General features: G+C 63.9%; 18 protein-coding genes. 11 read left to right on the top strand and 7 right to left on the bottom strand.

Going from position 1 to position 18,818, the window contains the following annotated elements; translation table 11 throughout:
* The first annotated feature begins 144 nt into the window (after positions 1 to 144).
* The 3 genes from J8I87_RS02610 to J8I87_RS02600 all read left to right on the top strand — a co-directional run bounded on the left by J8I87_RS02610 (position 145) and on the right by J8I87_RS02600 (position 2,398).
* Positions 145 to 1,185 carry a zinc-dependent alcohol dehydrogenase family protein gene (locus J8I87_RS02610; protein WP_209929962.1) on the top strand — a complete coding sequence of 347 codons (1,041 nt, stop codon included), beginning with the start codon at positions 145 to 147 and terminating at the stop codon, positions 1,183 to 1,185.
* Between the two features lie 110 nt (positions 1,186 to 1,295).
* On the top strand, positions 1,296 to 1,823 hold the full coding sequence (locus tag J8I87_RS02605) for a flavodoxin family protein (protein ID WP_209929880.1): 528 nt from the start codon (positions 1,296 to 1,298) through the stop codon (positions 1,821 to 1,823).
* Positions 1,824 to 1,921: 98 nt separating this feature from the next.
* Entirely contained in the window at positions 1,922 to 2,398 is a 477-nt protein-coding gene (locus tag J8I87_RS02600) for a universal stress protein (protein ID WP_209929879.1), read from the top strand.
* A gap of 70 nt (positions 2,399 to 2,468) precedes the next feature.
* On the opposite strand, the gene J8I87_RS02595 is transcribed toward J8I87_RS02600, so the two are convergent.
* A complete protein-coding gene (locus tag J8I87_RS02595; RefSeq protein ID WP_209929878.1) occupies positions 2,469 to 3,152 on the bottom strand; it encodes a SagB/ThcOx family dehydrogenase in 684 nt (227 codons plus the stop codon).
* A 254-nt stretch (positions 3,153 to 3,406) separates the two neighbouring features.
* Here J8I87_RS02595 and J8I87_RS02590 point away from each other — a divergent pair, with 254 nt between their 5' ends.
* The gene (locus J8I87_RS02590) at positions 3,407 to 4,093 is read left to right on the top strand and encodes a CBS domain-containing protein (protein WP_209929877.1); all 687 of its coding nucleotides are present in this window, start codon (positions 3,407 to 3,409) and stop codon (positions 4,091 to 4,093) included.
* A gap of 309 nt (positions 4,094 to 4,402) precedes the next feature.
* The gene (locus J8I87_RS02585) at positions 4,403 to 5,149 is read left to right on the top strand and encodes a glucose 1-dehydrogenase (protein ID WP_209929876.1); all 747 of its coding nucleotides are present in this window, start codon (positions 4,403 to 4,405) and stop codon (positions 5,147 to 5,149) included.
* 274 nt (positions 5,150 to 5,423) lie between these two features.
* Here J8I87_RS02585 and J8I87_RS02580 read toward each other — a convergent pair whose 3' ends face one another.
* Positions 5,424 to 6,830: a PLP-dependent aminotransferase family protein gene (locus tag J8I87_RS02580; RefSeq protein WP_245253652.1), complete on the bottom strand. Its 1,407-nt coding sequence runs from the start codon at positions 6,828 to 6,830 to the stop codon at positions 5,424 to 5,426.
* A gap of 185 nt (positions 6,831 to 7,015) precedes the next feature.
* Between J8I87_RS02580 and cyoA the strand changes: the two genes are divergently transcribed.
* The 5 genes from cyoA to J8I87_RS02555 all read left to right on the top strand — a co-directional run bounded on the left by cyoA (position 7,016) and on the right by J8I87_RS02555 (position 11,576).
* Positions 7,016 to 8,014 carry a ubiquinol oxidase subunit II gene (gene cyoA / locus J8I87_RS02575; protein ID WP_409518717.1) on the top strand — a complete coding sequence of 333 codons (999 nt, stop codon included), beginning with the start codon at positions 7,016 to 7,018 and terminating at the stop codon, positions 8,012 to 8,014.
* 5 nt (positions 8,015 to 8,019) lie between these two features.
* Entirely contained in the window at positions 8,020 to 10,020 is a 2,001-nt protein-coding gene (gene cyoB, locus J8I87_RS02570; protein WP_209929874.1) for a cytochrome o ubiquinol oxidase subunit I, read from the top strand.
* A 2-nt stretch (positions 10,021 to 10,022) separates the two neighbouring features.
* Positions 10,023 to 10,646 carry a cytochrome o ubiquinol oxidase subunit III gene (cyoC, locus tag J8I87_RS02565; protein WP_209929873.1) on the top strand — a complete coding sequence of 208 codons (624 nt, stop codon included), beginning with the start codon at positions 10,023 to 10,025 and terminating at the stop codon, positions 10,644 to 10,646.
* Entirely contained in the window at positions 10,643 to 11,026 is a 384-nt protein-coding gene (gene cyoD, locus J8I87_RS02560; RefSeq protein ID WP_209929872.1) for a cytochrome o ubiquinol oxidase subunit IV, read from the top strand. Before cyoC ends, cyoD begins: the two co-directional genes overlap by 4 nt.
* 175 nt (positions 11,027 to 11,201) lie before the next feature.
* On the top strand, positions 11,202 to 11,576 hold the full coding sequence (locus tag J8I87_RS02555; protein WP_209929871.1) for a VOC family protein: 375 nt from the start codon (positions 11,202 to 11,204) through the stop codon (positions 11,574 to 11,576).
* 55 nt (positions 11,577 to 11,631) lie between these two features.
* Here the strand turns inward: J8I87_RS02555 and J8I87_RS02550 are convergent, their stop codons facing one another.
* From J8I87_RS02550 to J8I87_RS02540, 3 genes are all read right to left on the bottom strand, one after another.
* Positions 11,632 to 12,081, bottom strand: coding sequence for a DUF934 domain-containing protein (locus J8I87_RS02550; RefSeq protein WP_209929870.1), 450 nt, complete (start codon positions 12,079 to 12,081; stop codon positions 11,632 to 11,634).
* Positions 12,078 to 13,868 carry a nitrite/sulfite reductase gene (locus J8I87_RS02545; protein ID WP_209929869.1) on the bottom strand — a complete coding sequence of 597 codons (1,791 nt, stop codon included), beginning with the start codon at positions 13,866 to 13,868 and terminating at the stop codon, positions 12,078 to 12,080. The genes J8I87_RS02550 and J8I87_RS02545 overlap by 4 nt, the downstream gene beginning before the upstream one ends.
* A 219-nt stretch (positions 13,869 to 14,087) precedes the next feature.
* Entirely contained in the window at positions 14,088 to 14,549 is a 462-nt protein-coding gene (locus tag J8I87_RS02540) for an MEKHLA domain-containing protein (RefSeq protein WP_209929868.1), read from the bottom strand.
* A gap of 278 nt (positions 14,550 to 14,827) precedes the next feature.
* Here J8I87_RS02540 and J8I87_RS02535 point away from each other — a divergent pair, with 278 nt between their 5' ends.
* Positions 14,828 to 16,294, top strand: a complete 1,467-nt coding sequence (locus tag J8I87_RS02535) for a helix-turn-helix transcriptional regulator (protein WP_209929867.1) — start codon at positions 14,828 to 14,830, stop codon at positions 16,292 to 16,294.
* A 67-nt stretch (positions 16,295 to 16,361) separates the two neighbouring features.
* On the opposite strand, the gene J8I87_RS02530 is transcribed toward J8I87_RS02535, so the two are convergent.
* Both J8I87_RS02530 and J8I87_RS02525 read right to left on the bottom strand, forming a co-directional pair.
* On the bottom strand, positions 16,362 to 17,648 hold the full coding sequence (locus J8I87_RS02530; protein ID WP_209929866.1) for an NAD(P)/FAD-dependent oxidoreductase: 1,287 nt from the start codon (positions 17,646 to 17,648) through the stop codon (positions 16,362 to 16,364).
* A gap of 114 nt (positions 17,649 to 17,762) precedes the next feature.
* Positions 17,763 to 18,506, bottom strand: a complete 744-nt coding sequence (locus tag J8I87_RS02525) for a response regulator transcription factor (RefSeq protein ID WP_209929865.1) — start codon at positions 18,504 to 18,506, stop codon at positions 17,763 to 17,765.
* Between the last annotated feature and the right edge of the window lie 312 nt (positions 18,507 to 18,818).

Here is an 18,818-nt window from a genome sequence, read left to right as displayed (position 1 = left end):
CTAGGGGCCGGGCCGGATCGGCGATTGACGCAGATCAAGCGGGCTGGCGACGCGGATCGTTTGATCGACGTCAAGCCCGCCGGGCGGCGCGCGCCTAGATTGCTTCGTATGAACCGCTTCATTCCGACACGGGAGAACGCACCCATGAAAGCACTCGTTTATCACGGCCCCGGCAAGAAGTCGCTCGACGAGCGTCCGATGCCCGAACTGAAAGCGCCGACGGATGCGATCGTCAGAATGACGCGCACGACGATTTGCGGCACGGATCTTCATATCCTCAAGGGCGACGTGCCGACCTGCGAGCCGGGGCGCATCCTCGGACACGAGGGCGTTGGCATCGTGCACAGCCTGGGCAGTGCCGTCAGCGGACTCGCCGTCGGCGATCACGTGCTGGTGTCGTGCATTTCGTCGTGCGGGCAATGCGACTATTGCCGGCGCGGCATGTATTCTCATTGCGCGACGGGCGGCTGGATTCTCGGTAATCGTATCGACGGCACGCAGGCGGAATACGTGCGCATTCCCCACGCGCAGACGAGTCTGTACCGCATTCCAGCCGGACTCGACGAAGAAGCGCTCGTGATGCTTTCCGACATCCTGCCGACGGGCTTCGAATGCGGCGTGCTCAACGGCAAGGTCCAGCCGGGCAGCACGGTGGCCATCGTCGGCGCGGGACCGATCGGGCTTGCGTCACTGTTGACCGCGCAGTTCTACTCGCCCGCGCAGATCATCCTGATCGACCCGGATGCGAACCGGCTCGACGTCGCACAGCGTTTCGGCGCGACGGCATGCATCGACAACAGCCGCGCCGACGCCGTTGCGCAGGTCATGGCGCTCACGGATTCCGTCGGCGTGGACTGCGCGATCGAAGCCGTCGGCGTGCCGGCGACGTTCGAGCTCTGCGAAGCGCTGGTTGCGCCGGGCGGCACGATTGCCAATGTCGGCGTGCACGGCGTCAAGTGCGATCTGTATCTGGAGAAGCTCTGGGACCGCAACATCTCGATCACGACGCGTCTCGTCGACACCGTCAGCACGCCGATGCTGATGAAAACCGTGCGCGCGGGACGCCTCGACCCCATGCAGCTGATCACTCACCGCTTCGCGCTGGACGACATGCTGGCGGCCTACGACACCTTCTCGCGCGCCGCGAGCACGCATGCACTCAAGGTGCTGATCGAAGTGTCATAGCGCGTTGACGCGGATTTGCGCGTTTGATCTGGATCAGCGGCGCGCGGCGGCGCAGGCTTAAGCTGAACTCTCACGGCGTCGCGCCCGACGCCCGTCACGGAGAGTTCGCCATGTCCGCGCAACGCAAGATCCTGGTGGTCTACTACTCACGCAGCGGCACCACGCAGCGCATCGCGGAACTGCTCGCGTCCGAGCTGGGCGCGGACATCGAGCCCGTGCGCGAGCCGGGCGCGCACGCTACGCGCGCCGGCGCGCGCGGTTACGTGCGCTCGCTGATCGATGCGCTGTGTCACCGGCGGGTGAGCGTGATGCCGCCCGTCCATGATCCGTCGGCGTACGACGCAGTCGTGGTCGGCACGCCCGTCTGGGCAAGCTGTGCATCCGCGCCCGCCATCGCGTGGCTGACCGGGCATCGCGCGCGCATCCGCCGGCTCGCGCTGTTCTGCTCGTTCGGCGGACGCGGCAGCCATCCGGCGCTGCAGCAGATGGCGAAGGCGGCGGGAAAATCGCCTCTCGCGGTTTGCGCGATCACCGCGTACGACTTGCATCGGCGTATCGACGGCGACAAACGTCACCGGTTCGCGCAGAAGATCATCAAGCGGCTGGCGAGACTTCAGGAGACGGAGTGGGTGATGTAGGCACTGCGGTAGGCACTGCGCTTTTCGCATGATCGCCATATTCTTTTAATCGACGCGGTGTTGCGTGCAACCTTTCAGGCATTTCAAGGAGACTCACCATGTACAAGAAGATTCTGGTAGCCGTCGACGGCAGCCATACATCGGACCAGGCGTTGCTGGAGGCCGTGAAAATGGCATCGTTGACGAGCGGGACGCTGCATGCCGCCTATGTCGTCGACCGCTCAGGGCTTTTCAGCTACGCGGGCTACTACGACCCGACCGTATTGATGGAAGCATTGCGCAAGGACGGACGCACCGCGCTCGAGAACGCCGAGGCCGTGTGCCGGCAGTCGGGCGTGCCATGCGAGACCGAACTGGTCGAGACGGAGCAGTTGAGCGACGACATCTCGCATACACTGCAACGTTGCGCCGAGCGCGTGGGGGCGGAACTCGTCGTGCTCGGCACGCATGGCCGGCGCGGCGTGCAGCGGCTCGTGCTTGGCAGCGTCGCCGAACGCTTCGTGCGCTTTTCGCGTTGCCCAGTGCTGCTGGTGCGCGGCAGCGAGCCGGAGGCGTCGGCTGAAGACGCGCGCTGACGGGCGCGACATCGTGCGCGCCGTTGCGTCAGCGATGTGGAGTCGGGCCAGCGACGCCCGATTCCCCTTCCTACCCTTCAAACCCATGCGCGCGATGCGCATGCCCGGAAGCGAAGTGCCCGACAGTCTGCGCGAGCAGCGCCGCCGAGCCTGCCGGCAGCTTCAGGTTGGCGGCAAGGGCTGTTCGATTCATCCAGCCGCGCGCGGCAGCCGCAAGCCCCATCGATGCGCAAAACAGGTACACGTTCTGCAGCATCGCACCCGCGCTTGCGGACGCGAACGCTTCGCGCTGCGCTTGCGGAACGTCCTGCATGCGTGTCAGATCGGCGACATACACTAGATTGACGGGGGCGTGCCCGAGGAATTCCTGGTAACCCGTCATCGCGCGCAAATCGGCGGGGGCGACGAGCACCAGCGCGTGGCGATCGGGATCGTAGCGGTACGCGCCGCTCGCGAGCAGCACGTAGATGTCGATCTCGTAGCCGCCGAGCGCCGAGGGCGCGGTGCGGCCGCCTTCGCCTTCGCGGTTGATGCCGTCGGCGGCCCAGAGCAGATCGCCGAGCAGCGCGGAATCGATCGGCGTCTGCGCGAATTCGCGCGACGTATGGCGTGCCGCGAGCGCGTCGAGCAAAGGCATGCCGCCTGTGCGGCGCGGGGGCGCAAAGCCGATGAAGGGGGCGGGTGTGCCTTCGACGGGCCGTGGCGATGGCGTGTTGAGCAGCGCAGCGCCGATTCGGAAAAGAGGGTTGGTCATGGCGTGCTATCCGCGTGTGGAAGGCTTCTTCCAGGCGGACCTCCGAAAGAACGTAAGGCGATCGTCCCACGCTTCGAACGGGCGGGATTGATGCAGATCAAGCGTGCGGAGATGACGCGCGTGACATGGCCCGGGGCTCTTGTCGTCGCGGCAAAGCGGCCTCGCGTGTGCCGTTCGATTGATTTCCGTCAAGCCGCGCGGCGACGGGCGGCACATAGTAGGTCGGTCCAGTTCAGTCTGCCAAGGAGAAAACCATGCTGGCAATCGATGTGATGACACCGTCGGTGATTTGCGCGCAACCGGAAATGACGGTGCAGGAAGCTGCCAAACGTCTCGTCGAAAACGGCATCAGCGGGATGCCCGTCGTCGATGCAAACGGCGCGCTGGTTGGGATCATCAGCGAATCAGACCTGCTGCACAGGGTCGAAACGGGCACGGAATCGAAGCGCTCGCGCTGGATCGAACTCTTTTCGTCGACGCGCGATCTGGCGAGCACGTTCGTCAAGGAGCATGGACGGACGGTTGCCGACGTGATGACGGCTTCCGTGATCTCCGTCGACGGACAGACGCCGATCGCCGACATCGCCGAGCTGATGGAGAAGTGCGGCATCAAGCGCGTGCCCGTGCTGCGCGCCGGCAAGCTCGCCGGCATCGTCACCCGCGCCAATCTGATACGCGCGCTGGCGAGTGCGAGCCCTCCCGTGCAGCATAGCGCCGCCAGCGACCGCGAAATCGCCGAAGCGATCGTGGCCGCGTTGCATGACAAACGCTGGGCGCTGTCGAAGGAGAACGTGATCGTCAAGGATGGGGTCGCCCATCTGTGGGGCGTGATCCAGTCCGAGGAAGAAGAGCGGGCGTTGTGTATCGCCGCGCTGGAAGTGCAGGGCGTGAAAGAGGCGCGCGCCCATCTGAGCTACCCGACGATCATGCCATTGATGTGACGATTGCGGCGCCTTCCGTGAAGGCGCCGTCTATCGCCTAACATTCTCTTTGCGGCCGGAGAGCCCCGCGAGCCCATGGACGCTCGGTGCTCCATCACCCGTATCCGCTGATTCCGCGATCGAATCGAAACCCGAGCGGCTCGCGCAGCGCGTCAGTTCACGATTGTTCGCGCAATCCTGCCAGTCAATTCGCCGCGAGCCGCTTTATCGCGGCGCGTCGTCTGTCTAGAGTCACCCCATCGCAGGCCGGCCGCTTCGACGAGCGGCCGGTCCCGTTAAACGGTATCAAGTGGATTGGAGGAACCGAACATGAGCAAGCTCGCAGGTAAGGTCGCTGTCGTCACGGGCGCGTCGAAGGGAATTGGCGCGGGTATCGCCAAGGCGCTCGCGGCAGAGGGCGCTTCCGTGGTCGTGAATTACGCCAGCAGCAAGGCGGGCGCCGATGCCGTCGTCGCCGCGATCACGGCGGCCAACGGCAAGGCAATCGCGGTAGGCGGCGACGTGTCGAAGGCTGCGGACGCGCAGGGCATCATTAACGCAGCCGTCGAAACGTATGGCCGCCTCGACATTCTCGTCAACAATTCAGGCGTCTATGAATTCGCGGCGATCGAAGAGATCACCGAGGAGCAGTTCCACACGCAGTTCAATATCAACGTGCTCGGCCTGCTGCTGACGACGCAGGCGGCCGTCAAGCATCTAGGCGAAGGCGCGAGCATCATCAACGTCAGTTCCGTCGTGACGACCATCACGCCGCCCACGAGCGCCGTGTACAGCGGCACGAAAGGTGCCGTCGACGCGATCACGGGCGTGCTGTCGCGTGAGCTCGGGCCGAGAAAGATTCGCGTCAACGCGATCAATCCGGGTGTCGTGGTGACGGAGGGCACGCAGGAGGCGGGGATCATCGGGTCGGATTTCGAAACGGCGGCGCTCAGCCAGACGCCGCTCGGCCGCACGGGCCGGCCCGACGACATCGCTGCCGTCGCCGTTTTCCTCGCTTCCGACGACTCGGGCTGGCTGACGGGCGAGCGTATCGTCGCAAGCGGCGGCATGCGCTGATACCACTGACTGCGCGCAGCTTCTCGCGCCCAGAGAATGAAAAAACCTCGGCACCTGTGGGTGCCGAGGTTTAGTGCTTGCCACGCTCAATGCATCATCGCTGCAAGCTCTGCGGGTTGAAGGCTGAGGGCCGCGGGCACTCGCGCAGTGATCCCGACGCGCTTCGAACAGGCTTAAAAGGAGGAAGGAAATGCTCGAAGCCGCGCGAACGGAATTATTCGTCGGCGCGAACGTTGCGTACAGCAGCAGTTGACGACGATTTCATCGCAGCAGATCAGACAAGCAGCGGGTCGTCGGCATCCGGCTTGCGTTGAAGCAGGTCCGCGAGCTTTCTCAATGCGGCCGTCAATTCGCTGCGTCTCGTGCAGCCGCCAAGCGAAATACGGATCGCGTTAGGCACATCGCCGCTTTGGCAAAACGCGGAAGAGGGCGCGACGACGAGACCTTCCGAGCGCGCCGCCGCCGCGAGGCCATGCGCTGCCCAGTGCTCGGGCAGCGGCTGCCAGACGTGAATGCCGCCGCCGGACATCGAACTGCTCGCACTCGCGAGAATCTGCCTGGCGGACAGCAGCCGCTGCGCCGACTCTTTCAGAACGCCCGTCAGCACTTCCGACGCCGTGCCGTCGAGAATCCATTGCGTGACCAATGACGTCGTCAGCGGCGGCGACATCAGCGAGAGCGAGCGCAATGCCCTGAGAAACGCATCTTGCCCGGTTGCCGAAGGCAACACGAGAAACGCGGCGCGCAAGCCGGGCGATATGCATTTGGACAACGTGGACAGGTAATACACCTGTTGCGGCGCGAGACTGGCCAGCGGCGCGGGTGGGTCGCCCGCGAACAGCCAGTAGGGATCGTCTTCGACGATCTTGATGTTTCGACGCGCCGCCACGGCCAGAACGTCCTTGCGGCGCTGTTCGGACATCGACTGCGCGGTCGGGTTCCGTACAGTCGGGTTCAGGTAGATCAGCCCGCCGCGCGCATCGTTGCATGCGGCGTCGAGCGCGTCGGGCCGCATGCCGTCCGCGTCACAGGCGACGGGCCTGAGCGTGCGCCCGAGCTGACGCGCGATCAGCGGCAGCCCCGGATAGATCAACTGCTCGGTGAATATCGGTTCGTCCTGCTTCGTGAGCGCCAGCATCAGCGCAGCGAGCGTCGAATGCGCGCCGGGCGTCACGACCACGCGAGCGCGGTCCACCTGGCCCAGTATCGGCTTGAGCCACGCAGCTCCCGCCTCGCGGTCCGAATCGCTGCCGCCGCCGAGCTGATAGGTCATCAGCAGGTCGACATCGCTGCGCACCAGCACTTGCGACAGGCCGCGCCTGAGCAGGACGGCGAGATCGATATCGGCGGGCGGAGGCGGAATGTTCATGCTCAGATCGATGCGTTGCATGAACGTCGCCCTGGGTGGCGAAATGAACGTGCCCAACGGCCCGCGCGACTCGATCAGGTTGCGCCGATGCGCTTCGGAAAAGCCCCGCGTGACAGTGGTCAGGTCCACGCCGATCATCTCGGCGAGCTTGCGCTGCGCCGGCAGACGGTCTCCCGGGCTCAGCTTGCCGTCCGCCACCGCGCGCTCGATCAGATCGACGATCTGCAGATAGCGCGCCTTGCCGTTTTCCGCGAGGCCGGTGATCCAGTCAGGCCGCTGGGCGGCGCGCTTCCGTGAAGGTATGTGTGGCATCTTGTCGCGCATGTATGGCATATGTCTTACTCTAGCATGCGGCGCCATAGCCTATGTATGTATCCGCGATCGTTATGACCATTCGGTCAGCAAGCCGCGGAGATCCGTAATCCGGAAGGTCGTGCGCGAATGCTGGTTGGGGATACATGTATGGAGCTATGCAACCCGGCAACCAACCTACAAGCATGCGCAACCCACCTACACGCGGGGGTTCTCCCCATACAGCGGGACCATGGCCCCGCTCCCATCCGTTTCGAAGACATCTTTTCCGCGCCGGGCGCGTCGTCGCGACAGGCGCGCTGAGCCTGCTCGGCGGATGCAGCATGGTCCTCTTCAATCCGAAGGGAGCGATTGGCGAGCAGGAAAAGAACCTGATTCTGATCTCGCTCGGCCTGATGCTGCTGGTCGTGATTCCCGTCATCGCGTTGACGCTGTACTTCGCGTGGCGCTACCGGGCATCCAACACGAAGGCGAAGTACGCGCCCACATGGGCGCACTCGAACACCATCGAGGTCGTCGTATGGACCATTCCATGTCTGATCGTGGCGACGCTCGCTGTGCTGATCTGGAAGACGACGCATAGCCTCGATCCCTATAAGCCGCTCGATTCGGATGTGAGGCCCGTCCGTGTGGAAGTGGTCGCGCTGAACTGGAAGTGGCTGTTCATCTACCCCGACTACGGCGTGGCTTCCGTCAACGAGCTTGCGTTGCCCGTCGATACGCCCGTCGATTTCAGGCTGACGGCGGAGTCGCTGATGAATTCGTTCTTCATTCCGCAACTGGGCAGCCAGGTCTACGCGATGTCGGGCATGCAAACGCAGCTCCATCTGATCGCGAACAATGTGGGCACTTACGCGGGCCGGTCTGCGGCGTTCAGCGGGCCGGGCTTCTCCGATATGAACTTCAGCACGGTGGTCACCAGCCGGGGCGATTTCGATGCGTGGGTCGCGCGCGCGAAAGCGTCGCCGAAGGCGCTCGATGTGGCCGCTTACGACGTCTTGCAGCAGCCCAGCAGAAAGAATGCCGTGAGCCTCTATAGCAACGTCGCGCCGGGGCTGTTCGACGGCGTCGTCTACCAGTACATGCGCGATGCGGCGGGCCGCCCGATCTGCACGAGCGCGACGGCGGACATGTATGTGAAGCCCGCAAGCCTGCCTTCACGCGCAGCTTTGGTATCGGAGTAGTGGATATGTTTGGAAAACTTACGCTCGATGCGATTCCGTATCACGAGCCCATCATCATGGGCACGCTGGGTGTCGTCATACTCGGCGGCATTGCGTTGCTCGCTGCCGTCACCTATGCCGGCAAGTGGACGTATCTCTGGAAGGAATGGATCACGTCCGTCGATCACAAGCGGATCGGCGTGATGTACATCATTCTTGCGCTCGTCATGCTGCTGCGCGGTTTCGCCGACGCGATCATGATGCGCGCGCAGCAGGCCATCGCATACGGCGATGCGGCGGGCTATCTGCCGCCGCATCACTACGATCAGATCTTCACCGCGCATGGCGTGATCATGATCTTCTTCGTGGCGACGCCGCTGATTCTCGGCCTGATGAACGTCGTCGTTCCGCTGCAGCTCGGCGCGCGCGACGTCGCGTATCCGTTCGTCAACTCGCTCGGATTCTGGCTCTCCGTCGTCGGCGCGGTGCTGGTGATGATCTCGATGTTCGTCGGCGATTTCGCGGCGACGGGCTGGGTTGCCTATCCGCCGCTGTCCGAACTCGGGTACAGCCCGACGACAGGGGTCGACTACTACATATGGTCGCTACAGGTATCGGGCCTCGGAACGACGCTGAGCGGCATCAACTTCATCGTGACGATCCTGCGCATGCGCGCACCCGGCCTGAACCTGATGAAGATGCCCGTGTTCTGCTGGACGGCGCTGATCACGAACATCCTGATCGTCGCCGTGTTTCCGGTGTTGACGGGCACGCTTGCGCTGCTCACGGCCGACCGCTATCTCGACATGCACTTCTTCACGAACGAGCTGGGCGGCAACGCGATGATGTACATCAACCTGATCTGGGTATGGGGCCATCCCGAGGTGTACATCCTGATCCTGCCCGCGTTCGGTGCGTTCTCGGAGATCATCTCGACGTTCTCGGGCAAGCCGCTGTTCGGCTACAAGTCGATGGTCTACGCGACCTCGTCGATCGGCATTCTGTCGTTCTTCGTATGGCTGCACCATTTCTTCACGATGGGCTCGGGTGCGAACGTCAATGCGTTCTTCGGCATCATGACGTCGATCATTTCGGTGCCGACGGGCGTCAAGCTGTTCAACTGGCTGTTCACGATGTACCGCGGCCGCATCCGCTATCACACGTCGACGCTCTGGACGATCGGCTTCATGGTGACGTTCGCCGTCGGCGGCATGACGGGCGTGCTGCTCGCGGTGCCGGGCGCGGACTTCGTGCTGCACAACAGCCTCTTTCTCGTCGCGCACTTTCATAACGTGATCATCGGCGGTGTAGTGTTCGGCTGTCTCGCGGGCATCAGCTACTGGTTCCCGAAGGTGTTCGGCTTCACGCTCGACGAATTCTGGGGCAAGGTCGCGTTCTGGTGCTGGCTGATCGGCTACTGGCTCGCGTTCACGCCGCTGTACATCCTCGGCTTCGAAGGCATGACGCGCCGGATGAATCACTATGCCGTGCCCGAGTGGCATCCGTGGCTGATCGTCGCGCTGGTCGGCGCGGTGATCGTCGGCATGGGCATTCTTGCATTGCTGATCCAGTTCGCCGTGAGCATCCGCAACCGCGAGCACTACCGCGACCACACGGGCGACCCGTGGAACGGCCGCAGCCTCGAATGGTCGACGGCTTCGCCTGCGCCGTTCTACAACTTCGCGCACATTCCCGTCATTACGTCGCTGGAGCAGCACTGGGACAACAAGCAGTCGGGACGCGCCTACGCAAGGCCCGCGAAATACGAGGACATCCATATGCCGCGCAACACGGCGGCGGGCGTCATCATCGCCGCGTTCAGCCTGCTATTCGGATTCGCGATGGTGTGGCACATGTGGGTGTTCGCCATCGTCGGCCTGATTGGGATGATCGCGATGTTCATCGCGCGTTCGTACGATCAGGACGTTGACTACTACGTGCCGGCCGCGGAAGTGGCACGGATCGAGAACGCGCGTTACCGGACGTTCGAGAGCGAGCGTGAAGAGCAAATTGCGGAGATGGCCTGACCATGACAAGCGTATCGACCTATCGGGCCCGCGATCATCACGACGCGCATGGCCACGACCACGGACACGACGACGGAACCCGCACCACGCTCGGGTTCTGGATTTACCTGATGAGCGACTGCCTCATCTTCGCGACGTTGTTCGCAACCTTCGGCGTGCTCGTCAACGCGACGGCGGGCGGTCCGACGGGCAAGCAGTTGTTCGAACTGCCTTATGTGCTGGGGGAGACGCTGCTGCTGCTCGCGAGCAGCTTCACGTTCGGCATGGGCGTGCTGAGCATGCACGCCAACCAGCAGGGCAACGTGATCCGCTGGCTGGCCGCGACGTTCGTGCTGGGCGCGGCCTTCATCGGCATGGAGGTGTTCGAGTTCGCGGAGCTCGTGAGCGACGGCGCAGGTCCTTCGACGAGCGCATTTCTCTCGGGCTATTTCACGCTCGTCGGCACGCACGGGTTGCACGTGACGAGCGGCTTGCTGTGGATCGCCGTGATGATGCATCAGGTCGGCCGGTTCGGTCTGACGCCCGTGACGCGCCGCCGTATCGCATGCCTGAGCCTCTTCTGGCACTTCCTCGATCTCGTCTGGATCTGCGTATTCAGTCTTGTCTATCTGCGTGAGTTTCTATGAGCAAACCATCTCAATCGAATGTAACGCATGCTCACGCTCATCATGCGTCGCACGGCAGCGTGAAGAGTTATGTCATCGGCATGCTGCTGTCGCTGGTGCTGACGTTTGCATCGTTTGGCGTCGTCATGGCGCATCTCGTTCCGAAGTCGATGGGACTGACGGCGGTGGTCGTGCTGTGTGTCGTGCAACTGCTCGTGCAACTGAGGTATTTTCTGCACCTCGGTTCGTCCGCCGACCAGCGCGCGAATACGGGGATATTCATTTGCACCGCGTTGCTCATCGTCATTATCATTGCCGGTTCGCTATGGGTGATCCACAACGCGAATGTGAACATGATGCCGACGCAGATTTCAGTGGAACGCGCGTTGGCGCGTGACTGATATCAGTTGCTGCACCCTTTGCGGACCTGCGCCTTTGGCGCGGATGTCCGCGACGGGCATGGCAAAGGCACAGACAGAACGACAACGTCCGCGGTGCGAAAATGCGTCCGCGGGCGCGCGGGATAGAATACGTCAGACCTCGCGCAGGCCCACCCCCAGAAGCCCAGGAGAACTCATGTTTGACCACGTCAAATTCGGAGTCAGCGACTACGCGGCGAGCAAAGCGTTCTTCGTCAAGGCGCTCGAACCGCTCGGCGTGGCAATCGTTGCGGAGGGGACGCCGACATATGGCGTCGAGCTCAGCCCGAAGGGTAAGGCTTCATTGTGCCTGTACCAAACGGAGGAGAAGCCGGCGCATCTTCACCTCGCGTTCAAGGCCGAGAATCGCCAGCAGGTCGAAGCTTTCTATCGCGCGGCTCTGGAGGCGGGTGGCCAGGACAATGGTGCGCCTGGTCTGCGCCCGCACTACCACGCGAACTACTTTGCGGCTTTCGTCACGGGGCCGGACGGGCACAATATCGAAGTGGTCTGCCACGAACCCGACGCGTAACCCTTCCTTCAGGGAGTCGTCCACAAGCGGGCTCCCGCCCGCTTGCGGCGGCCCGTCATGTCGGGCGTTGAGCGTCCCGTCCTGAAGATGGGCTGCTTTCCACTTCCCCATCACGCCGGCGAAAAGGCGCATCCCTCACCACATCGCCCTGATAAAACGCAGCGAAGCGATCGAGTTGCCGCTGTGCATCGACGGGATCGACATCTTGCTTGAGCACGGCACTGGAAAAGCCCGTGCGCTCCATCTGGATCAACTGGTCGGCGAGCACATCGCCCGTCGCGCGCAGGTCGCCCGTGAAGGCGAGCCGCCGGCGAACCAGATACGCCTGACTAAAGGCCCGGCCATCCGTGAAGCTCGGAAAGTGAAGCTCGACTCGCTGCGCCACAGCGATGGCTTCACGATACGCGAGCGGGTCCGCATCGTTATCGAGCACGACGACATGTTCGACGGCATCATCGAGATGATCGGATGCACGCAGAAGCCGGATACGCAATTGGCCGTTCATGCGGACACCTCCATCGGCGTGCGCACGGCATTCGCCGCGGCCTTGAACGGGTCGAGGCCCACGCGCCGCACGGTTTCGATGAACGTCTCGCGGCGCGGTCCCGCTGTTGTCCTGTGTTCGAGGTAGGTTTGCAACACCGCTTCGATCGCTTCAGGTACTTCATGCGCGGAGAACGATGGTCCGATGACCTTGCCCGGCTGGGCATTGCCGCTTGCATGCGATCCGTCGGAGCCGCCGAGCGTGACCTGATACCACTCGGACCCGTCCTTGTCCACGCCGAGAATGCCGATATGTCCGCTGTGGTGATGCCCGCACGAGTTGATGCAGCCGCTGATGTGCAGATCCACTTCGCCGATGTCCTCGAGTTCGTCGAGATCCTGATAACGCTCGGTGATGGCGGCGGCGACGGGCAGCGAACGCGCATTGGCGAGCGCGCAAAAGTCGCCGCCGGGGCACGCGATCATGTCCGTCAGCAGATGCACGTTCGCGCTCGCGAGCCCGACGCTGCGCGCTGCTTCCCACAACGCGAGCAGATCTTTTTCGTGGACCCACGGCAAGACGATGTTCTGGGTGTGCGTGACGCGGGCTTCGCCGGCTGAAAAGCGATCGACGAGGTCCGCGACGCGATCGAGCTGATCGGCGGATGCATCGCCGGGTGCCTGAAGCAGTCGCTTGAACGACAACGTGACGATGTGCAACGCAGGGTTCCTGTGCGCCGCGACGTTGCGCTCCAGCCAGCGTGCGAATTGCGGGGTCCGCTGCGCGGCATCGCGGATGGCGTCGAGCAAAAGGACGTCGGGTGCATCGCCCGAAGGCCGGGTCGCGGGCGGCACGAAGTACGCGCTTACGCGTTCGAGTTCGCTCTGCGGAATGGTATGCGGCCCGCCGTCATGCTCGACGATCTGGCGAAACTCTTCTTCCACTTCGTCGATGTATTTCTGGCCCTCGGCCTTCACGAGAATCTTGATGCGCGCCTTGTACTTGTTGTCGCGCCGGCCGTACTGGTTGTACACGCGGACCACGGCCTCGATGTAATTCATGATGTGCTGCCACGGCAAGAACTCGCGCAGCACCGTGCCGATCACGGGCGTGCGCCCCATGCCGCCGCCCACGGTCACGCGAAAGCCAAGCTCGCCATTTTCGTCGTAGCGAAGGCGCAAGCCGACGTCGTGCCAGTCGGTGGCCGCGCGGTCGTCGCTCGCACCCGTGATCGCAATCTTGAACTTGCGCGGCAGGAACGCGAACTCGGGGTGCAGCGTCGTCCACTGGCGCATGATTTCCGCGAACGGACGCGGGTCGGCGATTTCATCGGGCGCGACGCCCGCGCGTTCGTCGCACGAGATGTTGCGGATGCAGTTGCCGCTCGTCTGGATACCGTGCATGTTGACGGTGGCCAGCAGGTCCATCACGTCGGCCGCCTTCGAGAGGGGAATCCAGTTGAACTGCACGTTGGTGCGCGTCGTGAAGTGCGCGTGATGCGTCGGCAGACGCACGGTGCCCAGCTTGCGCTGCGCCTCTAACGCGGCGCGATAGACGTGTTCTTCGGGCGCGTCGTACTCGCGCGCCACGCGCGCAAGCACGCGAAGCTGCGCGCTCGACAGTTCACCATAGGGAACGGCGACGCGCAGCATGGGCGCGTGCCGCTGCACATACCAGCCGTTTTGCAGGCGCAAGGGGCGGAACGCGTCTTCGCTCAGCCGGCCGTCCTGCCAGCGTTCGATCTGGTCGCGGAACTGCGCGGCGCGGTTGAGCAGAAAGGCTTTGTCAAACTCATTGTACTGGTACATGGCTGTGATCGAGAGCGGCGAAGGCGTGTGCTGCACGCACTGCCTTCGCGAGGCAACACGGAACACGTTGCTGTTCTATCGATCAGCGACCCCATCGGGCGTGTGCTCCTGCATGGAAATATGCTCTCGAATCTACTGGCCGGGGGCCCCGCCGACAAGACGCAGATGACGCGAAAAAGACCGCAGCAGATGAGATAAAGCGAGTCCGGTGAAAGACAGCTAGTCCGATAACGGCGTGGTGTGCGGAATCATCGCGGCCTGCCCGTGCAATGTGCCATGCTCGTCGATGAGCTGCCACACGGTCGCGCGTTCGATCCAGAAGCGCCGGCCCGACTTCGCGATACGCACGCCGCGATATCCCGTCACGAAGCCGTCGCGCGTGACCTGATCGAGAAACGTCTGGCGCTCGCGGCGCTCCGGCGCTTGTGCCGAAAGACGCGACGGCAGCGCAGTCAGCTCGTCCCACTCGTAGCCGAACAATGTTTGCGCGCGGCGGTTTCCATAGACGAACACGGGGTCATCAGCCGTGTTGTGCGCGAGCAGTCCGAAGGGCGCATCGTGATACAGCCAGCCGATCGCATCGTCGGTTCGCTCGTGCCTCGCAACGAGCTCGCTGCCGAGCAGACGCGCATAGCTGCCTGTCAGCAGATTGAAGTAATTCAGATCGGTACGTAAATCCATCGGTTCGAAACTCCAGGCTTGCCGCAAATATGCGAGACGGTCGGCACATTCTAGCGCGGCATCGCTCTTGACGAGGTCATACCAGATGCGCGACTCCACCCGATTCTCAACTTTGCTCAAGCCTCAACGGTTTCGTTTGATTGTTGAGAATTTCACATTTTCGTTTGGCTACATTGGATTTCGTCACCGCGACTTGTGTCGATCCTGTCGCGATCGTTTCAACGCACTCATGCAGCGATGCCCCGATCCGATGCGCGAGTCCTACGACGGAATCAGCCATGCTCGTTACTTTTTACTTTCCGTATGTGTCGATGCTCAATGCGGCATCGGCGCCTTCCGCTGTCGCCGAACTGATCCGCAACGGCAATGTGCAGGCCGCGGCCGCGCATGTGCAGCGCCATGTCGAGAGCCACGACGACGCGCCGCCCGCTGCACTGCTGCAAATGCAAGGCGATCTGCAACTGTCGCTCGGCATGGAGGTCGATGCCGATGACTCGTATCGCGAAGCGCAGAAGCGCATGCGCGGCGACAAGGACATGATGCGCTTCGCGTCGTGCCGCAACGCGGGCTGGCAGGCGTTATTCCGCTATCGCTACGGCACCGCGATGTCGTGCTTCACGAAGATCGCCGGTCATCCGCGGGCAAGTGTGCCGTTGCGGCTCGACGCACTGTTCGGCGTTTTCGGCGTGCTGTTCAGCGTTGGCCGGCTGCGCGATGCGCACGCCGTGCTCGATACGCTCGAAGACCTGCTCGACGAAGCCGCGTCGAACGATGCGGGACGGCGGGCGCTGCCTCACGCGGACGGCTGGCAGCGCCTGCTGGGCACGGTGCGTTTCGATGTCGAAGCGCAGAGCCGGCTGCGCTCGCGCGCCGCGCTTTCCGATCACATCTACTGGCAAGTGAGCCTGACGGGCGATGCCGCGCCGCGCGTCGCGCCGCAGCGGCCCGCCGCGTTGCGCATGCTGACGGGCGCGATCGCCGATCCGCTGCTGCGCGGCCGCGTCGGGTTTCTCGACGGCATCGCACAACTGGCGAGCGGCGAGCGCGGCGCGCGACGGGAGATCGACGCACATGTGGAGTGGGCCGGGAAACAGCGCATTCGGAACTATCAGAGTGCGGTGCGCATCGAGATCGTTCTTGCGAGTCTCGCGGGCGGCGCGACGTCGCTGGCCGAGTCGATGCTCACGCTGCTTGCGGCCGAAGTGCGGATGCCGCAAAACCATCGCCAGCTCGAGTACCTATATTGCGTCGCGAAGCTGCGCCACGTGCAGGGCCGCAGCGGCGAATCGCTGGAGGTATACAGACGCTATGCGCTCGCCGCTGTGAACTGCATCCGCGACGAAGCGGGCGCGCTTGCGCGCTATGGCCAGCGCATCGCGCGCGCACCGGAACAGCTCGACGATATCGGCACCCGGCTGCCCGCGCGTTATCGGCGCGCGTATCGCTATCTGCTCGACAACCTCGAACGCAAGGATCTGTCGATCCGCGAGATCGCCGCGCAGATCGGCGTGACGGAGCGCGCGTTGCAAAGCGCGTTCAAGACCAGCCTCGGCTCGACGCCGACGGAGATCATCCGGCGCCTGCGCATGGAGGGCATCCGCGCGGAGCTCGAAGGCGCCGACAGCGCGCACGAGCAAGGCATTCTCGCCACGGCCGTCAAGTGGGGCGTCGGCAGTCGCTCGACGCTCGTCAACAGCTACCGGCGCGAGTTCAACGAGTCGCCTTCCGACACGCTGAACCGCTGAGCCCCATTTCGCCATGACCATAGCTACGGCGAGCCCGTCGAACGCGCCTGAAGCGCTTTGTCGCGCGCTAAAGCACCTGGCGCACGGTGTACGGCGGCGCCTGCACGACGGGCGCCGCGGCCTGGAGCAGATCGTCGCGCTGCTTCGTTCGAGGCGGATAGATGCGCACGCAGTTGATCGTGCGCTTGGTCTCCTTCGCGTCGTCGCCCTGCGACGCGAGGCGCCGCTCCCAGCCTTCCGTGTACACGGCGCCCCACGGGCCGAGGTCGAGAATGGTCGTGTACCAGTCGATGCGCAGCGGCAGCATCGCAAGCCCGAGCAGATCGCAGACGGCGTTGTGACCGGCGTAGCGGCCCATCGGGCGGCCGTGCTGGCACGACATCACGGATGGTCGTTCGCCGTCGATCAGGATGCGCGCGCAGTCGCCCGCCGCGAAAACGCCGGGCACGCTCTCGACACGCAAGAACGCATCGACGGGAATGCGCCCGAACGGATCGAGCGCGACAGGAAACTGCGCGGTCAGCGAACTCGCGCGCATGCCGCCGCACCAGACGACAGTGGCGGCGTCGATGCGCCGGCCTCCCGTGAGCACGATGCCGTCGCGCGTCACGGCTTCGAGCGAAACGCCGGGCAGCAGTTCGACGCCCTGCGCGGTCAAGGCCGCTTCGATGACGGGCTGTGCGCCGCCCATCGCTTGACCGATCTTCGCCGAACGGTCGGCGAGAATCACACGCACTGTGTCGCGTCGGTTATTGCCCGCGTTATCGCCCGCGGTATCAGTCACGTTATCGCCCGCAATACCGACGATGCCGCGCAGCCGCGCGGGCAACTCGGCGGCCAGCTCGACGCCCGTCAGCCCCGCGCCGACCACGACGACGGTCAAGCGTCCCGCCGACTCCGGCAGGCGCGGCAACTGAAGCAGATGGTCCTGCAGCTTGCGGGCGCCCTGAAACGTATCGACATCGAAGGCAAACTCGCGAAGGCCGGCGATGCCGGGCCGCGCGAGCTCGCTGCCCGCAGCGACGATCAGACGTTCATAGCCGAGCGATTGGGATTGTGTGCCCGTGTCGATCGCCACCTGTCGCCTCGACAGATCGATCGAGCGCACGACGCCCTGAATCCAGCGCACGCCTGCGGGATCGAGCACGTCGGACAGCGGGATCAGCGTATCGTCGAGCGGCTGCTCATAGTTGCGCACGCGAATGCTGTGATACGGCGTGCCATTGATCACGACGACCTCGACCCGGTCCGCGGGCACATGCTGTTGATCGAGTTCGCGCGCGGCGGCCAGCGCGCTCCACAGGCCGGCGAAGCCGGCGCCGATCACCACGATCCGCTTCGTATCCGTATCCATGACAGGCATGCACCTCGCTTTGGTGAGCCGTCGAGCAGCGACGCGATTTCGAGTGTAGTTGGCCGAGCGGATCGTCGCCCGTTTTTCTTCTGGATTCGGCGTGCGTGCTGGATTCTATGCAGCCACCGGCGACACAGCCATCGATGCAACGGGCTGAGCGCGCACGGCTGCATCGCGGGGGCATGCGATGAACACATAGCCCAGCGAGTAGACCGTTTTCAGCTGCGGCCCGTCGCGCCCGTCGAGCGCGAGTTTCGAGCGCAGCTTGTAGATGTGCTGTTCGAGCGAGCGCCCCGCGAGGTCCGCGTCCTTGCCCCATACCGCGTTCGCAAGCTGCTCGCGGGTCATCAGCGTCCCGGCGTTCATCAGCAGCAGCCACGCGAGGCTCAGTTCGCGCGCGGTCAGCGTTACGCGGCGCTCGCCGAAGCTGACCGTGCGCGCCGTCCGCTCGATCGTGTAGCCCGCGACCGTCAGACGGTCCGCCACGCGCGAGCCGCGGCACCGCGCAAGCGTGCGCCGCGCGCGCGCCATGATCTCGTCGACGCTCGCGGTGCCGACCACGACTTCATCGACACCCGCATCGAGTGCTTCGATCATCGCGGCGTTGTCCCACGAGCGGCCGATCATCATCACGGGCACGTCAGTGCGGAAATGACAGGTGCGCCACCTGAGCGTCGCAAGCGCGGGTATCTGGCTCCGCGTGGCGTCGAAGATGACGAGCGCCGCCGCGTCACGCTGAAGGAAGCGGATCAGCGCAAGCTCGTCAGTGAAACGCGTACAGGAAGTGCCGTTCTGTTCGAATGCTTGACTGATCTGGTTGAACAGTACGTCGCTGAGAGTGAAAAAGGCAATTCGCATGTGTACTCCATAACCATCGCGGCGCCACCCGATGCGCGCCGATAACCCCCGTCGTTCTGGTCTTGGGTGCCGTCTGTTCTTGCAGCGCTCTTGCCATACACAACACCTGACAGGAACGAACTATTCCATCCGCTCGACGAGCGCCGCGCGATGCGGCGCGAACGGCTGCAAACGCTTGTGCAAACAAGGGTTGGGTACGTGCAGCGAAGCGCGACGTGTCCGGCTTCGCGTTGGCGCGCGGAAAAATTTTCGCGGCCTGGAGCGCAATCGCCTTCAGTTCGATGCGCGGCCCCTCAGTCCACTATGTGGGTG

This window comes from Paraburkholderia sp. LEh10 (assembly GCF_017814945.1).
Lineage (GTDB): Bacteria > Pseudomonadota > Gammaproteobacteria > Burkholderiales > Burkholderiaceae > Paraburkholderia.
Note: the sequence above shows the minus strand (reverse complement) of the source record. Positions and strands in the feature narration are given on the sequence as shown.

Bases quoted from the DNA above. Each gene is read 5' to 3' on its own strand.
- J8I87_RS02585 (WP_209929876.1), top strand. From the start codon at position 4,403: ATGAGCAAGCTCGCAGGTAAGGTCGCTGTCGTCACGGGCGCGTCGAAG.
- J8I87_RS02590 (WP_209929877.1), top strand. From the start codon at position 3,407: ATGCTGGCAATCGATGTGATGACACCGTCGGTGATTTGCGCGCAACCG.
- cyoD (WP_209929872.1), top strand. From the start codon at position 10,643: ATGAGCAAACCATCTCAATCGAATGTAACGCATGCTCACGCTCATCAT.
- J8I87_RS02605 (WP_209929880.1), top strand. From the start codon at position 1,296: ATGTCCGCGCAACGCAAGATCCTGGTGGTCTACTACTCACGCAGCGGC.
- J8I87_RS02580 (WP_245253652.1), bottom strand. From the start codon at position 6,830: ATGCCACACATACCTTCACGGAAGCGCGCCGCCCAGCGGCCTGACTGG.
- J8I87_RS02600 (WP_209929879.1), top strand. From the start codon at position 1,922: ATGTACAAGAAGATTCTGGTAGCCGTCGACGGCAGCCATACATCGGAC.
- J8I87_RS02530 (WP_209929866.1), bottom strand. From the start codon at position 17,648: ATGGATACGGATACGAAGCGGATCGTGGTGATCGGCGCCGGCTTCGCC.
- J8I87_RS02525 (WP_209929865.1), bottom strand. From the start codon at position 18,506: ATGCGAATTGCCTTTTTCACTCTCAGCGACGTACTGTTCAACCAGATC.
- J8I87_RS02550 (WP_209929870.1), bottom strand. From the start codon at position 12,081: ATGAACGGCCAATTGCGTATCCGGCTTCTGCGTGCATCCGATCATCTC.
- cyoB (WP_209929874.1), top strand. From the start codon at position 8,020: ATGTTTGGAAAACTTACGCTCGATGCGATTCCGTATCACGAGCCCATC.
- cyoA (WP_409518717.1), top strand. From the start codon at position 7,016: ATGCGCAACCCACCTACACGCGGGGGTTCTCCCCATACAGCGGGACCA.
- J8I87_RS02555 (WP_209929871.1), top strand. From the start codon at position 11,202: ATGTTTGACCACGTCAAATTCGGAGTCAGCGACTACGCGGCGAGCAAA.
- cyoC (WP_209929873.1), top strand. From the start codon at position 10,023: ATGACAAGCGTATCGACCTATCGGGCCCGCGATCATCACGACGCGCAT.
- J8I87_RS02610 (WP_209929962.1), top strand. From the start codon at position 145: ATGAAAGCACTCGTTTATCACGGCCCCGGCAAGAAGTCGCTCGACGAG.
- J8I87_RS02535 (WP_209929867.1), top strand. From the start codon at position 14,828: ATGCTCGTTACTTTTTACTTTCCGTATGTGTCGATGCTCAATGCGGCA.
- J8I87_RS02595 (WP_209929878.1), bottom strand. From the start codon at position 3,152: ATGACCAACCCTCTTTTCCGAATCGGCGCTGCGCTGCTCAACACGCCA.
- J8I87_RS02545 (WP_209929869.1), bottom strand. From the start codon at position 13,868: ATGTACCAGTACAATGAGTTTGACAAAGCCTTTCTGCTCAACCGCGCC.
- J8I87_RS02540 (WP_209929868.1), bottom strand. From the start codon at position 14,549: ATGGATTTACGTACCGATCTGAATTACTTCAATCTGCTGACAGGCAGC.